A 14382-nucleotide genomic window follows, 5' to 3' on the forward strand; every position below is an offset into this window, starting at 1 on the left:
TCTATGCGCCGCGGGGAGGCCGATCCCCCCGCCAGCGCCGCGGCTTCCATCCCGCCTATCATGCCGCTGGTCGCCGTGGCAGGGGTGCCCGTGGCGCGGCCCCGCGCCAGCTCCAGGGTGGACATCGACAGCGGCAGTCCGGTGCGGCGCAGGGACTCCGGCGACACGACAGGACGCGTCAGTTGTTTCTCCAGCATGTCGGCCAGCCCCAGGCCGCTGCGCGCCGGCGCGGGACCGCTGCCCGCCTCGGCCACGCCGGCCAGCTTCTGCGCCAGCTGCTGGTCCAGCATTCCCCGCCAGGTCTGCGAGGCGGGACTGTTCAGCGCCTGGGCCAGCGGACCATCGCCCGCCATCGACGACTGGCGCATCTGCGACAGCAGCATCTGGGCGAACTGGGCCTCGAACTGGCGGGCGGCCTGCCTGACGGTACCCGCCTGGTCGCGCCGCGCCTGCAGCTTCAGGTTTTCCAGCGAGCGGGCGTCGATCGCCATGCCGCCCCGCTGCATCGCGCTGTCCATCTTGGTCATCAGATGATCTCCAGTTCAGCGGTCAGCGCACCCGCGGTCTTGAGCGCCTGGAGGATGGAGATCAGGTCCTGCGGCGTGGCGCCCAGCAGGTTCAACGCCTTGACCACCTCCGCCAGCTGGGCGCCGCCATCCAGGTGCACGATGGCGCCGCCGCTCTGCTTGATCTCGATGTCGGCACGCTCGGTCACCACCGTCTGTCCGCCCGAGAAAGGCGCTGGCTGGCTGACCACCGGCGCCGCGCTGACCGTGACGCTCAGGTTGCCGTGCGCGACGGCCACCGGCGCCAGGCGCACGCTCTGGTTCATCACCACCGAACCGGTACGCGCATTGATGACGACGCGCGCCGGCGCGCGGCTGCCCGCCACTTCCAGGTCCTCGACCTGCGCCATGAAGGCGACCCGGGCGTCGGGAGACGAAGGCGCGCGCAACTCGATGACCCGGCCGTCGAGCGCGGTCGCGGTGCCCGGACCGATGCGGCGGTTGATGGTCTCCACCATCGCGCGTGCCGTCGAGAAATCGGCCGTGGTCAATTCCAGCCGCAGGGCGCCGTCGTCGGAGAACGGCGTCGGCACGTCGCGCTCCACCGTGGCGCCGGCCGGAATGCGGCCCGCGCTCAAATGATTGATCTGGGCGCGGCTGCCCGCCGCCGACGCGCCCGCTCCGCCCACCGACACGCTGCCCTGGGCCATGGCATAGACCTGTCCGTCCAGTCCCTTGAGCGGCGTCAGCAGCAGCGTGCCGCCGCGCAGGGACTTGGCGTTGCCCATGGAGCTGACCGTCACGTCGACCTGCTGGCCGGGCTGGGAAAACGGCGGCAGCATGGCGGTCACCATCACCGCCGCCACGTTCTTGAGCTGGAGCCGCGTGCCGGGAGGAACGTTGATGCCCAGGTTGGACAACATGGACATCAGGGACTGGGTGGTGAACGGCGTCTGCGTGGTCTGGTCGCCCGTGCCATCCAGGCCCACGACCAGGCCGTATCCCACCAGCTGGTTGTTGCGTACTCCCTGGACATTGGCCAGGTCCTTGACCCGCGCCGCCTGGGCCGCCGGCACGAGGAACGCGCACAGCAGCGCCACGGCCAGACGCAGGCAGGCGGCGGTGAACGGATGACGATTCATGATGCGCGCGCTCAGAACGGCAGGAACGAGTAGAAGAAACGCGACAGCCAGCCCACCGTCTGGGCCTCGTCGATCGCGCCCTGCCCTCGGTATTCGATGCGTGCGTCGGCGACCTGGGTCGAACTGACCGAATTGCCGCCCACGATGTGGGCCGGATTCACCACGCCGGAGAAGCGCACGCGTTCGGTCTCGCGATTGGTGCCGATCTGCTTTTCGCCCGAGACGCGCATGTTGCCGTTGGACAGCACCTCGACCACGGTCACGGTGATCGTGCCCGACAGGATGTTGGACGCGCCGGTCTCGCCCCGGGCGTTGAAGCGGTTCTCGCTCTCGCCTTCCACGCCCAGGCCGCGCAGGATGCCGGACCCTGGCAGTTTGTTGATGGAAGGGATTCCGGCCGATGCCGAAGCCGAGCGCTGCGCCGAGGTATTGTTGCGCTGGGACGAATTGATGTGCTCTTCCAGCCGCACGACCAGCGTATCGCCGATGTTGCGCGCCCGCACATCCTCGAACAGCGGGCGATAGCCGGGTGCGGAACCGAATATGCCGCCGGTGGGCCGGCGATTCGCGTTGTAGGCCACCGGGTCCAGCGGCCGGGCGGTGGTCGGCCCGTCGATGTCTACCTTGGGCGTGGCGCACGCGGCCAGCCCCGCCAGGATCGTCATCCCGGCAAGGGCCCTGGCGCCACGGACACGACGGGGCCTGAACGCTTGCTTCATCCCGCCTTCCTCAGAGCTGCGAGATGCGCTGGAGCATCTGGTCGGCGGTGGTGATGGCCCGCGAGTTGATCTCGTACGCGCGCTGGGTCTGGATCATGCCGACCAGTTCCTCGACCACGTTGACGTTGGACGCCTCGACATATCCCTGGTTGATCAGGCCCGCCCCGTTCAACCCCGGCACGTTGACCACCGGCACGCCCGAGGCCGCGGTCTCGCCGAAAAGATTCTGGCCCAGCGGCTGCAGGCCCGGCGGATTGATGAAGGTGGCCAGTTGCAGCTGGCCCAGCTGGACCGGCTGGGTCTGGCCCGCCACCGTCGCGGTCACCACCCCGTCCTGGCCGATGGCGACTTCCTTGACGCCCTCCGGCACCACGATGCCCGGATCGATGACCAGGCCGTTGTTGGTCACGAGCTGGCCCTGGCTGTCGATCTGGAAGCTGCCGTCGCGCGTGTAGGCCAGCGTGCCGTCGGGCAGTTGCACCTGGAAGAAGCCGGCGCCGTTGACCGACAGGTCGAAGCTGCTGCTGGTCTGCTGCAGGGCACCCTGCGCATAGTTGCGCACCGTGGCCACGGGCCGCGATCCGGTTCCCAGCGTCAGCCCCGCGGGCACCTGGTTCTGCTGCGTGGTCTGCGTGCCGGCCGGCCGCATGGTCTGGTAGAGCAGGTCCTCGAACACGGCGCGCGAACGCTTGTAGCCATTGGTGCTGACGTTGGCGAGGTTGTTCGAGATGACGTCCAGCTGGGTCTGCTGCGCATCCAGGCCGGTCTTGGCGATCCAGAGGGAACGCATCATGATGTTCGATCCTTATCGCGGCATGCGCCGCACTACGCAAAATTCCTTCACCGCCCGGGGAGGCCCCGCGGTCAGGTCATGCTCAATATCTGTGTGGCCGAGCGCTGGTTCTGGTCGGTGTTCTGCATGAGCTGTATCTGCACGTCGTAGTGACGCGCCGCCGCGATCATGCCCACCATGGTCTCCACCGCGTTGACGTTGCTGCCCTCGAGCATGCCGCCCGCCACGCGCACCCCGTCGGCCGCCGGCGCGATGCCGCCCTGGCGCAGGCGGAAAAGGCCGTCCGCGCCGCGCGCCAGCGTATTCCCCGGCGGGTTCACCAGCTTGAGGTTGGCGATCTGGGCGGCCTGCACCCGGTCGACCTCGGGGACGGAGGAGATCGAGCCGTCGGTATTGACCTGCACCTTGGTATCGGGCGGAATCAGGATGGGCTCGCCGTTCGGATCCAGCACCGGGCGCCCGGCCGCGTCGACCAGCATGCCGTCCGCGGTGGTCTGGAAGCCGCCCGCGCGGGTATAGGCCTCGCCGCCATCCGCCGTGCGCACGGCGAACCAGCCGTCGCCCTGGATCGCGACGTCCAGTTCGCGCCCGGTCGCCATCATCGCGCCGGCCGACAGGTCTGCGCCGGGTGTCGATTCCACCGCATAGGCCCGCGTCCGCAGGCCCGGGCCGCCGACCACCGGCGCCGTCCGCTGGGCCGCGATCTCGGCGCGGAACCCCGGCGTCAGCGCGTTCGACAGGTTGTTGGTCTGCACGTCCTGGCGCCGCATCAGTTCGCGGGCGCCGGTCGCGGCAATGTAGAGGGCCCTGTCCATCAGCGCATGTTGACCAGGGTCTGCATCAGCGAATCCTGGGTCTTGATCGTTTGCGCGTTGGCCTGGTAGACCCGCTGGGCGGTGATCATGTTCACCAGCTCGCCGGTCAGGTCGACGTTGGCATCCTCCAGCGCGCCGGAAGTCACGGTGCCGAAGTTGCTCGAACCCGGGACGCCGATGCGCGGGCCGCCGGACAGGATCGTTTCCAGGAAATTATTGCTGCCGGCCGAGACCAGGCCCTGGGGATTGACGAAGGACACCAGCGTGATCTGGCCCTGCGCCCGCGATTGCTGGTTGGAGTAGTTGGCCTTCAGGATGCCGTTTTCGTCGATCGTGAAGCTGGTCAGGCGGCCCGAGGTGTAGCCGTCCTGGCGCTGCAGCTCGTTGCTGAAGGCCTGGCCGGTCTGCGAAGTGGACGCCATGTTGTAGTTGATGCTCAGCCCGGTCGCGCCGGTGCCCAGCGTGGCGGCGTCGACGTTGACCTGGAACACGCCGTTGTTCGAGGCAGCCAGGTCGATCTTGCCCGATGCGTCGAACACCAGCGGCGCGCCGTTCGGCAATCCGTCGCCGTCCGTGTCGGTGTTGGTCACCTTGCCGTTCAACGCGGTATAGACCTCCCACTGGCCCGGTTCACGCTTCACGTAGAACGTGGACAGCGTGTGCGTATTGCCCAGCGAGTCATAGACCGCGATGGACGTGGCATGGGTGTAGGTGGTCGAGTCCTCGGGATTGAACGGCTTGACGGTGCGGTCGATCGCGTCGGCGCGGGAATCGAGCACCGAGCCTTGCGTGACCTCGGAGGTGCCGCGGGCCTCGATGGAGCTGACCGTCAGCCGCAACGGCTGGGGCTGGGCGGCATTGATGTTGCCGTTGGCATCGGCGACATAGCCCGTCAGGCGCAGGCCGTTGGCGTTGACGACATAGCCGTTGGCATCCAGGTGGAACTGGCCGTTGCGCGAATACACGATGGACCCGGCGTTGTCCATGCGGAAGAAGCCTTCGCCCGAGATGGCGACGTCGAACGGATTGGACGTGACCGAGATCGCCCCCTGGGTGAACATCTGGGTGACGGAGTTGAGCTTCGTACCGATACCGATGTTGTTCGAGTAGGTGCCGAGCACCGTCGACGCGTAGACGTCGGCGAACTCGGCGCGCGCGGCTTTGAAGCCCACGGTGTTGGCGTTGGCGACGTTGTTGCCGATCACGTCGAGGTTCTTGCCGGCGGCGTTCAGGCCGCTCAATGCCTGTTGGAAGCTCATCGCTGGATTCCTTGCACTATCTGATTTGTATCCGGAAGCGGGGCAGGACGCGCCGTACTACCAGACCTGGTAGACGTCGGACAGGTTGACGAGATTGCCCTTGGCATCGACCACCGTGGTCGAGCCCGAGGACGGACGCACCGAGGTGATCTGGGTCACGCTCAGCGGCGGCGCCGCCCCCACCTTGGTGCCTTCTCCGACCTGCACTTCGAACTTGTAGTCGCCGTCGGGCAGCGTGTCGCCCTTCGCATTCTTGCCGTCCCAGGTGAAGGCATGCACGCCGGCATCGACGTCGGCCAGCTTCTTGCGCGCGACCTCGATGCCGTCGGCGTTCTTCACGACCAGCTCGGCGCTCTCGACCGGGATGCTGAGCACATAGCCGCCTTCGGCCTTGCCGTCGGCCAGGGTCAGGCCGTCGCCGGCCAGCATGACCTTGCGGCCGATCAACGATGCCGCCTGGGTGGCCTGCAGGCTTCCCATGCTGTAGCCCAGCCACTGCATGGTCGTGTTGAGCTGGCTGATGCCGGTGACCGTGCTGATCTGGGCCAGCTGCGACGTCAGCTCGGCGTTGTCGAGCGGGTTGAGCGGGTCCTGGTTGCGCATCTGCGCGGTCAGCATGGTCAGGAAGCGGTTGGACAGCTCCTCCGCGGACGACGCGGCCAGGGAGTTGCCCGAGGCTCCGGCCCCGGTGTTGCTGTTGACGTTGGAAACGGCCATGCGGATTCCTTGCTAAAGGGCGCCCGTTCCGCGGGCGGCCCGGCGTCTGGGGCTAGGTGCCCAGCGTCAGTGTTTTCTGCATCAAGGTCTTGGCGGTGTTCATGACCTCGACGTTGGTCTGGTAGGCGCGCGAGGCGGCGATCATGTCGACCATTTCATCGACGACCTCGACGTTGGGCATGCTGATGTAGCCCTCGGCGTCGGCCATGGGATGCTTCGGATCGTAGATGCGCTTGGGCGGCGAGGGATCGGTCAGCACTTCTCTTACGCGCACGCCGTTGCCGCCGGCCACGGCGCCCGGGACGAGATAGGACTCGAACACCACCTTGCGGCCACGGTAGACCTGGCCGTCCGGCCCGCTCACGCTTTCGGCGTTGGCGAGATTGCTGGCCACCGCGTTCAGGCGCTGGCTGTTGGCGGTCAGTGCCGAACCGGCGATCTCGAATGCCTTGCTCATGGACATGGGGATAGTGCCTCGTTCAGTTGTTCTGGATCGCACGCTGGAGCGTCTGGACCTGCCCGTTCAACATGCGCAGCGCGGCGTCGTAGCGCAGCGCGTTGTCGGCGAAGCGCGTGCGCTCCAGGTCCGGATCGACGGTATTGCCGTCGATCGAGGCCTGCGTGGGCGTGCGGTACTTCAATGCCACCGGCAGGCCGTCCCCGGCGTCGCCCCGCAGGTGCCGGGCATCGGTGGCGGCCATCCGCAGCGGCGCCTGCGCGGCATCGGGCTCCGGCGTGCCCGTGGCGGCCCGCAGCGCGGCGCCGAAATCGAAGTCCCGCGACTTGTAGTTGGGCGTCTCGGCATTGGCCAGGTTGGCCGCCAGGACCTCCTGGCGGCGGGCACGCAGCTCCAGGGCTTGCGCGTTGAACATCAGTTCGTCGCCTATGCGGCTGATCACATGACCTCCTGTCCTTGCGTGCGGTACCGGGCCCTTTCGCAGGTATCGCCATTATTCGGATTCCCTGCCATGAACAAAGGCGGAGTAAGGCATCTTTTTCATCCTTGTTTTCACCTTCCGGCCGTCCGGGGCGCGATAGAGTGTCGCGTCCCTCGAAAATCCCGGAGAGCCGCTCCATGAAACGGTCCGGCCGCGCGACCGTCGCGGCGCTCCTGCTGGCCTGCCTGGCGCAGCTTCCCGCCTGGGCGGATACGCCCGGCACCTCGCCGTCCGCCGCCGACCTGCTCGAGCGCGGCCGCCAGTTGCTCGAAGCGCGCGCCGCCGCCGCGGCCGCCACGCTGGGCGGCCGCCTGGACATCCACATCCAGGAGCAGGCCGCTGAACGCATCGCCCAGGCCCCCTGCGCGCCCCAGGTGTTCCTGCCTGCCGGCGGCAGGCCCACCGGCAAGACCTCGATCGGCCTGCGCTGCGCGCACCAGCCCTGGCAGATCCGCATCCCGGCCGAGGTCGCGCTGCTCGTGCCCGTGCCCGTTCCCAGCCGCCCCCTGCCCGCCGGGACCGTGCTGCGCGAAAGCGACTGGTCGCTGGCCGAGGTGAACGTGGCGGCCTGGCCCCGCGGCGTCGCCACCGATCCACGCCAGCTCGAGGGCTCGACCGTCACGCGTCCGCTGAAGGCGGGCGAACCCATTCCGCCATCGGCCGTGCAGTCGCGTGCCCACCTCGGACCGGGAGACCCCGTGCAGGTGGTGCTGACTGGAGCGGGCTTCGTCATCAAGGCCACCGGCCGGATGCTGCACCCGGCCAGCCCGGGCCAGACGGCGCGCGTCCAGCTCGATTCGGGCCGCACCGTGGCGGGCATCCTGCGCGAGGACCGGGAAATCGAAGTCAATCTCTAGGGCATGTTCCCCGGGCGGCGCCGGCTCTTGAAGCCGCCCACGCAGTGCTTACATCCTGTAGCGCAATACGCCCGCGCCCGGCGCGCCGATGCTAAAGTTCGGGACGCAGGCGCCGATAATTGCCTCATCTGCCGGGGTTGGCGCGACCACTCCACAGCGGCAGCAAGATGGAGTCAACGTGAAGATCACCCCAAAGGGTCCCGATTCAATCAAGGTTTCCCGGTCCGCCCCAGGCACGGAAGCCCGTCCCGCGACGCCCGCCCCGGCGCCCGCCGGCGGATCGGGGCTCGACCAGGTCCAGCTGTCGGCGCTGGCCACCAACCAGGTGCCGGCGGGCGAAGCTCCCTTCAACGCCGAGAACGTCGAGCGCATCAAGCAGGCCATTCGCAACGGCGAATTCACCGTGAACGCCGAGGTCGTCGCCGACCGCCTGCTGGAAATCGAAAGCGGCCTGGCGCGCCAATCATGACCCCCGACGAATTCTCCCAGATCGTCGAACGCTGCTGCGCCGCCGGCAAGTCGCTGGCCCAGGCCGTCGCCGGCGCGGACACCCAGCGCATCGACGCCGCCACCCAGGACCTCAGCCTGCGCGTGCTGGAAGTGCAGCGCGCCATCCCGCGTGCCCTGCCCGGCCTGCAGGCCGCCGAGCCGCAAGTGCGGCAGGCCTGGCGCGAACGCCTGGCCGAAGCAGCGCTCCCGTTGAAAATAGGCGCCGAACTGTCCACGCTCAATACCGTGTCGGCCTCGGCCCGCTACGCTGCACTGGCGCGCATCAGCGGGGCCGAGCTGTCCTACTCCGCCTCCGGCCAGTTGTCGCGCTGAACACGAGCCTCAGCGCCCCCACTCCTTCAGGCGCGTGCGCAAACGCGAAACCGCCTGCGAATGCAACTGGCAGATCCGCGACTCGGTCACGCCCAGCACCGCGGCGATCTCCTTGAAGTTCATTTCCTGCTCGTAGTACATACCCATCACCAGCTTTTCGCGCTCGGGCAGGCGCTCAATGCCGTTCACCACCGCCTCGCGGAAACGGCGGTCCGACAGCCTCGATTGAGGATCGCCCGAACCGTCGGCGGACATATGCCGATCCAGGTAGTCGTCGGCATCCTCGCCGCTCTCCAGATCCTCGTAGTGGAACAACTGCACGCCGCGGGCATCGACCAGCATCTGCTGGTACTCGGCCAGCCCCACCTCCAGCTCGGCCGCCATCTCGGTGTCGGTGGGCGAGCGGCCGAGCTTCTGCTCGCTGCGATGCATGGCCGCCTCGATCTTGCGCTGGACCTGCCGGACGCTGCGCGGCAGCCAGTCGCCCCGGCGCAGCTCATCGAGCATGGCGCCGCGTATGCGCTGGGTCGCGTAGGTTTCGAACTGCGCGCCCAGCCCTTCCTCGAAGCGGCCCAGCGCATCCAGCAGGCCCAGCATGCCGGCCTGTATCAGGTCCTCGATCTGCACGCTGGCGGGCAACCGTGCCACCATGTGATGGGCCATCCGGCGCACCATGGGCACGTACTGTTCGACGTTGGTCTCGCGCGCCAGGGTTCCTTCACGCGTATACATTCATCTCTCGCGGGGAAAATTCGGAACGGGGGTGTCCCATGGTCAGGCCTGCGCCGGCTGCGACGATGCGGACTCCACCGGCGGCACCGCGGCCGCGCACGCCCAGTCGAGCTCCTCGGCCTCCAGCGCGAACACCGGCGCGTTGCGCACGCGCAGCGCCCGGTGCACCAACAGCCGCGCGTTGGCAACATGGATGTCCTCGGGCACGCGCTGGCCGTTGGTCATGTAGTGCAACGGCACGCGATGGCGGATGGCCGCGTCCAGCACGCCGCCCAGGCGCACGGCTTCGTCCAGCTTGGACACCACCATGCCCGCCAGCCCGCCGGCCGAATAGCCGTTCACGATGTCCTCCGCCTGCTCGGCATGCGAGCCACCGGGCATCACCAGCAGCCGCTTGACTCCTTCGCCGGAGATGGCCTGCAGGTGGCGCGCGATCTGCGTATCGCGCTGGCTCATGCCTGCCGTGTCGATCAGGACCAGCTTGCGGTCCGCCATGCTGGCCAGGAGGACGTCGAGATCGCTGGCGCCCTTGGCCGCATAGACCTCGACGCCGAGAATACGGCCGAAGGTGTGGAGCTGGTCCACCGCGCCGATCCGGTTCTGGTCGGTCGAGATCAATCCCAGCGCGCCAGCGCCGTACCTGACCACGCAGTGGGCCGCGATCTTGGCGGTGGTGGTGGTCTTGCCCACCCCCGTGGGGCCGACGATGGCGTAGCGCCCGCCCTGGGCGACGATGCTGGCTTCGGCGTCGACGCAGGCAAGATTGCGGACCAGCACTTCGGCCAGCCAGCGCTCGACGTCGTCCACGCCCTGGGAGGCCGGCAGGCGCGACGCGACGCTGCGTGCCAGCTCCGGCGTGAAACCGCAGTCGACCATGCGCCGCCACAGCTCGCGGCGCAGCGGGTGGCGCTGGGTGCTGTCGCGCCAGGCCATCGCGTCCATCTGGTGCGCCAGCCAGCCGCGCATCGAGCGCATCTCGCTGACGATGGGATCGGCTACCCGGCTCGCCAGTTCGGCGCGATCCTGTTCATCCAGCCTGGCGGTCACCGTCGCGGGAGCCGCCGGCTTGGCGGGCGCAGCCTGCCCCGTGGGCCGCGCCGGACGATCGGCAGTCCCGTTGGCGCGGGGCGCCGCGCGCCGGTCCGCGGCCGGACGGCTCACGCCCAGGCGCAGCACGGGCTTGTCCGCGCCGCCGTCGGCGGCGGCCACCGCCATGGCGTGCGCCGGATCGGCATAGTCGCCGCCCGCGCGTACCAGGTGCGGAATCTGGCCTTCCTGCAGGCGCGGCCATTCGACGCGCGGCGGCTCGGCCGCGGCGGCGTCCGGCTGCGCCTGGGTGGCCGGTGTCGCGCGCCCGGGCGTCTCGTCATGCTGCGCCAGCACCCGGGCCGCCGGCGACAGGCGCACCGATTCGTCCTCCATGTCGTCCCACAGGGCCGGCCGGGCAGCCTGTTCCTCTCGAGAAGGATCGACTGCCGACGCCGAGGCGACGGCCACGTGGGCCACCTCGCCCGCGACCTCGTCTGCCGTGGGCATGTCCTGCGCGCGGATGCCGACCACCTCGACCCCTGCCGTGGTACGCCGGGTCGACACGATCATGGCATCGGCGCCCAGGGCTTCGCGCATCATGCGCAGGCAATCCCGCGTGGAGGCAGCAATGAATTTGCGGAACTTCATGGAGCGGATACCTGGAAGCTAGAGAGGATGGACATGCTCAGCGCCCTCCCAGCGTCAATGCGACGCGGATCAGGCGGGATTCGGGAATCTCGGAATGCGCCAGCACCTTCAGGCGCGGCACGGAACGGCGGAAGAAACGAGCCAGGGCCAGGCGCAGGCGGTCGGGCACGAGCAGCGCGGCGGGTTTGCCCACGGCATCCATCTTCTCGACCGCGGCGGCGGCTTCGCTCAACAGGCGTTCGGCCAGGCCGGGCTCGATGGCGCCGATCTCGCCGGCCTTGGAACTGATGGTCTGGAGTATGCGCTCCAGCTCGGGGTCCAGCGCCAGCACGTCGACTTCGCCGTTGGCGCCGAAAATCCCCTGGGTGATGGCCCGCCCCAGCGCGACTCGCACCGCCCCGACCAGTTCGACCGGATCCTGGGTATGGACCGCGTGCTCGGACAGCGTCTCGACGATGGTGCCGAAGTCGCGGATGTGGACCCCCTCGTCCAGCAGCGATTGCAGGACCCGTTGCAGCGTAGCCATCGAGATCAGCTTGGGTACCAGGTCTTCCAGCAGCTTGGGCGTGCCGCGCGTGAAGTGGTCGCACAACGCCTGCAGTTCGGCGCGGCCCAGCAGGTCGGCGGCGTGGTTGTGCAGCAGATGGGACAGGTGGGTCGCGATGACGGTGCCGATGTCGACCACGGTATAGCCGGCGGCCTGCGCCGCCTCCCGCGCGGTGGCCTCGATCCACAGCGCCGGCAGCCCGAACGCCGGATCCCGCGTGGGAGAACCCGGGATCTCGCGGGTCACACGGCCCGGGTTGATGGCCAGGAAGCCGCCGGTCTGCACCTCGCCCTCGCCGATCGCCACGCCCTTGAGCGTGATGCGATAGCCGCCAGGGCGCAATTCGAGATTGTCGCGGATGTGCACGGCCGCTGGCAGGAAGCCGACGTCCTGGGCGAATTTCTTGCGCAGGGCCTTGATGCGTTTCAACAGGTCGCCGTCGCCGGTCTTGTCCACCAGCGGGATCAACCGGTAGCCGACCTCCAGCCCCACCGTATCGACCTGGGTGACGTCGTCCCAGCTGGCCTCCTGCGCCTCCGCCGGCTCGTCGACCACGGGCGGCGCGGCCGCCGTCTCGGCCTGGCGCCTGCGCAGCCGCGCCATGCGCCAGGACAGCCCGCCCAGGCCCGCCGCCAGCGTCAGGAATGCCAGGTTGGGCATGCCCGGCACCAGGCCCAGCATGCCGATGATCGCGGCCGACAGGGCGATCGCCTGCGGCGTGCCCAGCAACTGCTTGCCCACCTCGGTGCCGATGTCCTCGCCCTCGCCCACGCGGGACACGATCAGGCCGGCGGCAATGGACACCAGCAGCGCCGGCACCTGCGCGACCAGGCCGTCGCCGATGGACAGCAGCACGTAGGCACGTCCGGCCTCCGCGAAGCTCAGGCCGTGCTGGCCCACGCCGATCAGGAGGCCGCCGATGATGTTCACGAACAGGATCAGGATGCCGGCGATGGCGTCCCCGCGCACGAACTTGGACGCGCCGTCCATCGCGCCGTAGAAGTCGGCTTCCTGGGCCACGTCGCTACGGCGCTTGCGGGCGGTGGCTTCGTCGATCAGCCCGGCATTCAGGTCGGCGTCGATCGCCATCTGCTTGCCCGGCATGGCGTCCAGCGTGAACCGCGCCGACACCTCGGCGATCCGGCCCGCGCCCTTGGTGATCACGACGAAGTTGATGATGACCAGCACCAGGAACACGACCACGCCCACGGCGAAGTTGCCGCCTACCAGGAACTGTCCGAAGGCCTCGATCACCTTGCCCGCGGCATCGGGGCCGCTGTGGCCGTGCAGCAGCACCACGCGCGTGGACGCCACGTTCAGCGACAGGCGCAGCAGCGTGGTGACCAGGATCACGCTGGGGAATACCGCGAAATCCAGCGGCCGCTTCGTATAGGTGGCCACCATCAGCACCAGCAGCGAGATCGCGATGTTGAAGGTGAACAGCAGGTCCAGCATCAGCGGCGGCAGGGGCAGCAGCATCATCCCCAGCACCAGCAGGATGAAGGCCGGCATGCCCAGTTCGCGCAGCTGCGCCGAATTGAACTCCAACCCGCCCAGCTTGAGGCTGCGGCCGCTCATGCCCGCCCTCCGCGACGCAGCGGCGCGTCATCCAGCGGATCCCAACCCGCGGGGATCTCGACCGGCTGCAGCTCGGGCGGCGGTCCGGACACGTAGTCCCGCAATTGGTAGACGTGCGCCAGCACCTGCGCGACCGCTCGGTACAGCGCCACCGGGACTTCCTGGTCGATGTCGGCGTGGCGATACAGGGCGCGGGCCAGCCTGGGGCTCTCCAGCACCGCCACCTTGTGCTGCCCGGCCAGCTCGCGGATGCGCGCGGCGACGCCGTCCGTCCCCTTGGCCACCAAGCGCGGCGCCCCCATTCGCTTGTCGTCGTACTTGAGCGCGACCGCATAGTGGGTCGGATTGGTCACCACCACGTCGGCCGTGGGCACCGCTTGCATCATGCGCGAGCGCGCCCGATCGCGCTGCAACTGGCGGATGCGCCCCTTCACGTGAGGGTCGCCCTCGGTTTCCTTGTTCTCCTGCCTGGCTTCCTCGAAGGTCATGCGCAGGTTCTTGTGGTGGTTCCACCATTGCAGCGGCACGTCGGCCGCCGCGATGACGAACAGCGCGCCAGCCAGCACCAGCGCATGATTCGACAGCATCCCGCCCAGCTCGGCCAGGGCCCGCGGAGGCGACGGCAGGACCAGTGCCAGCCAGCCCTGGGAGCCATGCCAGACCAGCAGCCCGGCCACGCCGCCCAGCACCAGGACCTTCAGGATGGACTTGCCCAGTTCGCCCAGCCCGGCCAGGGAAAAGATACGGCCGAAGCCCTTGAGCGGCGACAGCCGGCTGAAATCGGGGCCCAGCGCCTTGCCGGACAGCACCAGCCCGCCCAACCCGATCGAACCCAGGATACCCGCCGCCATGCCGGCCGCCAGGATGGGGGCGATCGCCAGCAGTGCATCGGCCAGCACTTCGTTCAACGACTTCAGCAGCATCGCATCGTCGCGCGTGACGGCGGCCGTTCCCGCCGCCGTGGCGAAAGCAGTCTTCATCCAGGTCATGGCGCGATCGGCGATGCCCGCCCCCGCCAAGGCCAGCGCCGCCACGCAGGCGAAGGTCGCGACCGCGCCCGACAGGTCGCGCGAACGCGCGACGCGCCCTTCCTCGCGGGCCTGGTCCAGCCGCCGCTGGGACGGTGCCAGGGTTTTTTCCTGGCCGCTTTCCTGGTTATCTGCCACGGTATTCCGGATATCGACGAACGCCGGCGCGCTATCCGCGCCCCCGGCGGCCTCACGCCAGCCAGGCGAACGCGCGCCGCCCCAGCCATGTAGGCGTATGGATTATTCGCGATG

16 protein-coding genes are annotated in these 14382 nt (G+C 68.8%); 3 read left to right on the forward strand and 13 right to left on the reverse strand.

What is annotated here, in order from left to right; genetic code table 11:
- The 9 genes from N5K27_RS15120 to flgB form a co-directional block, all read right to left on the reverse strand.
- Positions 1–527 (reverse strand): rod-binding protein (locus N5K27_RS15120; protein WP_279817367.1); only part of this gene is annotated, 527 nt, incomplete at its 3' end.
- Positions 527–1648, reverse strand: a complete 1122-nt coding sequence (locus N5K27_RS15125; RefSeq protein ID WP_087841471.1) for a flagellar basal body P-ring protein FlgI — start codon at positions 1646–1648, stop codon at positions 527–529. The genes N5K27_RS15120 and N5K27_RS15125, both read right to left, overlap by 1 nt.
- A gap of 11 nt (positions 1649–1659) precedes the next feature.
- Entirely contained in the window at positions 1660–2367 is a 708-nt protein-coding gene (locus tag N5K27_RS15130; RefSeq protein ID WP_087841472.1) for a flagellar basal body L-ring protein FlgH, read from the reverse strand.
- A gap of 10 nt (positions 2368–2377) precedes the next feature.
- Positions 2378–3160: a flagellar basal-body rod protein FlgG gene (gene flgG, locus N5K27_RS15135; RefSeq protein WP_087841473.1), complete on the reverse strand. Its 783-nt coding sequence runs from the start codon at positions 3158–3160 to the stop codon at positions 2378–2380.
- Between the two features lie 71 nt (positions 3161–3231).
- Positions 3232–3975 carry a flagellar basal-body rod protein FlgF gene (flgF, locus tag N5K27_RS15140; protein WP_087841474.1) on the reverse strand — a complete coding sequence of 248 codons (744 nt, stop codon included), beginning with the start codon at positions 3973–3975 and terminating at the stop codon, positions 3232–3234.
- Positions 3975–5234 carry a flagellar hook protein FlgE gene (flgE, locus tag N5K27_RS15145; protein WP_279817372.1) on the reverse strand — a complete coding sequence of 420 codons (1260 nt, stop codon included), beginning with the start codon at positions 5232–5234 and terminating at the stop codon, positions 3975–3977. The genes flgF and flgE overlap by 1 nt, the downstream gene beginning before the upstream one ends.
- A gap of 57 nt (positions 5235–5291) precedes the next feature.
- Positions 5292–5951, reverse strand: a complete 660-nt coding sequence (locus tag N5K27_RS15150) for a flagellar hook assembly protein FlgD (RefSeq protein ID WP_087841476.1) — start codon at positions 5949–5951, stop codon at positions 5292–5294.
- 52 nt (positions 5952–6003) lie between these two features.
- A complete protein-coding gene (flgC, locus tag N5K27_RS15155; RefSeq protein ID WP_087841477.1) occupies positions 6004–6414 on the reverse strand; it encodes a flagellar basal body rod protein FlgC in 411 nt (136 codons plus the stop codon).
- Positions 6415–6430: 16 nt separating this feature from the next.
- A complete protein-coding gene (flgB, locus tag N5K27_RS15160) occupies positions 6431–6850 on the reverse strand; it encodes a flagellar basal body rod protein FlgB (protein ID WP_087841478.1) in 420 nt (139 codons plus the stop codon).
- Positions 6851–7026: 176 nt separating this feature from the next.
- Here flgB and flgA point away from each other — a divergent pair, with 176 nt between their 5' ends.
- From flgA to N5K27_RS15175, 3 genes are all read left to right on the forward strand, one after another.
- On the forward strand, positions 7027–7746 hold the full coding sequence (gene flgA, locus N5K27_RS15165) for a flagellar basal body P-ring formation chaperone FlgA (RefSeq protein WP_087841479.1): 720 nt from the start codon (positions 7027–7029) through the stop codon (positions 7744–7746).
- 178 nt (positions 7747–7924) lie between these two features.
- Complete coding sequence (gene flgM, locus N5K27_RS15170) at positions 7925–8215, forward strand: flagellar biosynthesis anti-sigma factor FlgM (protein WP_279817374.1); 291 nt, start codon at positions 7925–7927, stop codon at positions 8213–8215.
- Entirely contained in the window at positions 8212–8568 is a 357-nt protein-coding gene (locus N5K27_RS15175) for a hypothetical protein (RefSeq protein WP_087841481.1), read from the forward strand. The genes flgM and N5K27_RS15175 overlap by 4 nt, the downstream gene beginning before the upstream one ends.
- A 9-nt stretch (positions 8569–8577) precedes the next feature.
- On the opposite strand, the gene N5K27_RS15180 is transcribed toward N5K27_RS15175, so the two are convergent.
- From N5K27_RS15180 to flhB, 4 genes are read right to left on the reverse strand one after another with little or no spacing between them, the layout of a single operon-like run.
- Positions 8578–9300 (reverse strand): RNA polymerase sigma factor FliA, encoded by a 723-nt coding sequence (locus tag N5K27_RS15180; RefSeq protein ID WP_087841482.1) that lies wholly within the window; start codon positions 9298–9300, stop codon positions 8578–8580.
- A 42-nt stretch (positions 9301–9342) separates the two neighbouring features.
- The gene (flhF, locus tag N5K27_RS15185) at positions 9343–10977 is read right to left on the reverse strand and encodes a flagellar biosynthesis protein FlhF (RefSeq protein ID WP_279817376.1); all 1635 of its coding nucleotides are present in this window, start codon (positions 10975–10977) and stop codon (positions 9343–9345) included.
- 37 nt (positions 10978–11014) lie between these two features.
- Positions 11015–13102, reverse strand: a complete 2088-nt coding sequence (gene flhA / locus N5K27_RS15190) for a flagellar biosynthesis protein FlhA (protein WP_279817378.1) — start codon at positions 13100–13102, stop codon at positions 11015–11017.
- Complete coding sequence (gene flhB / locus N5K27_RS15195) at positions 13099–14268, reverse strand: flagellar biosynthesis protein FlhB (RefSeq protein ID WP_279817380.1); 1170 nt, start codon at positions 14266–14268, stop codon at positions 13099–13101. Before flhB ends, flhA begins: the two co-directional genes overlap by 4 nt.
- Positions 14269–14382: the final 114 nt, after the last annotated feature.

The organism is Pigmentiphaga sp. GD03639 (assembly GCF_029845405.1).
In the GTDB taxonomy this organism is placed as follows: Bacteria; Pseudomonadota; Gammaproteobacteria; order Burkholderiales; family Burkholderiaceae_B; genus Pigmentiphaga; species Pigmentiphaga daeguensis.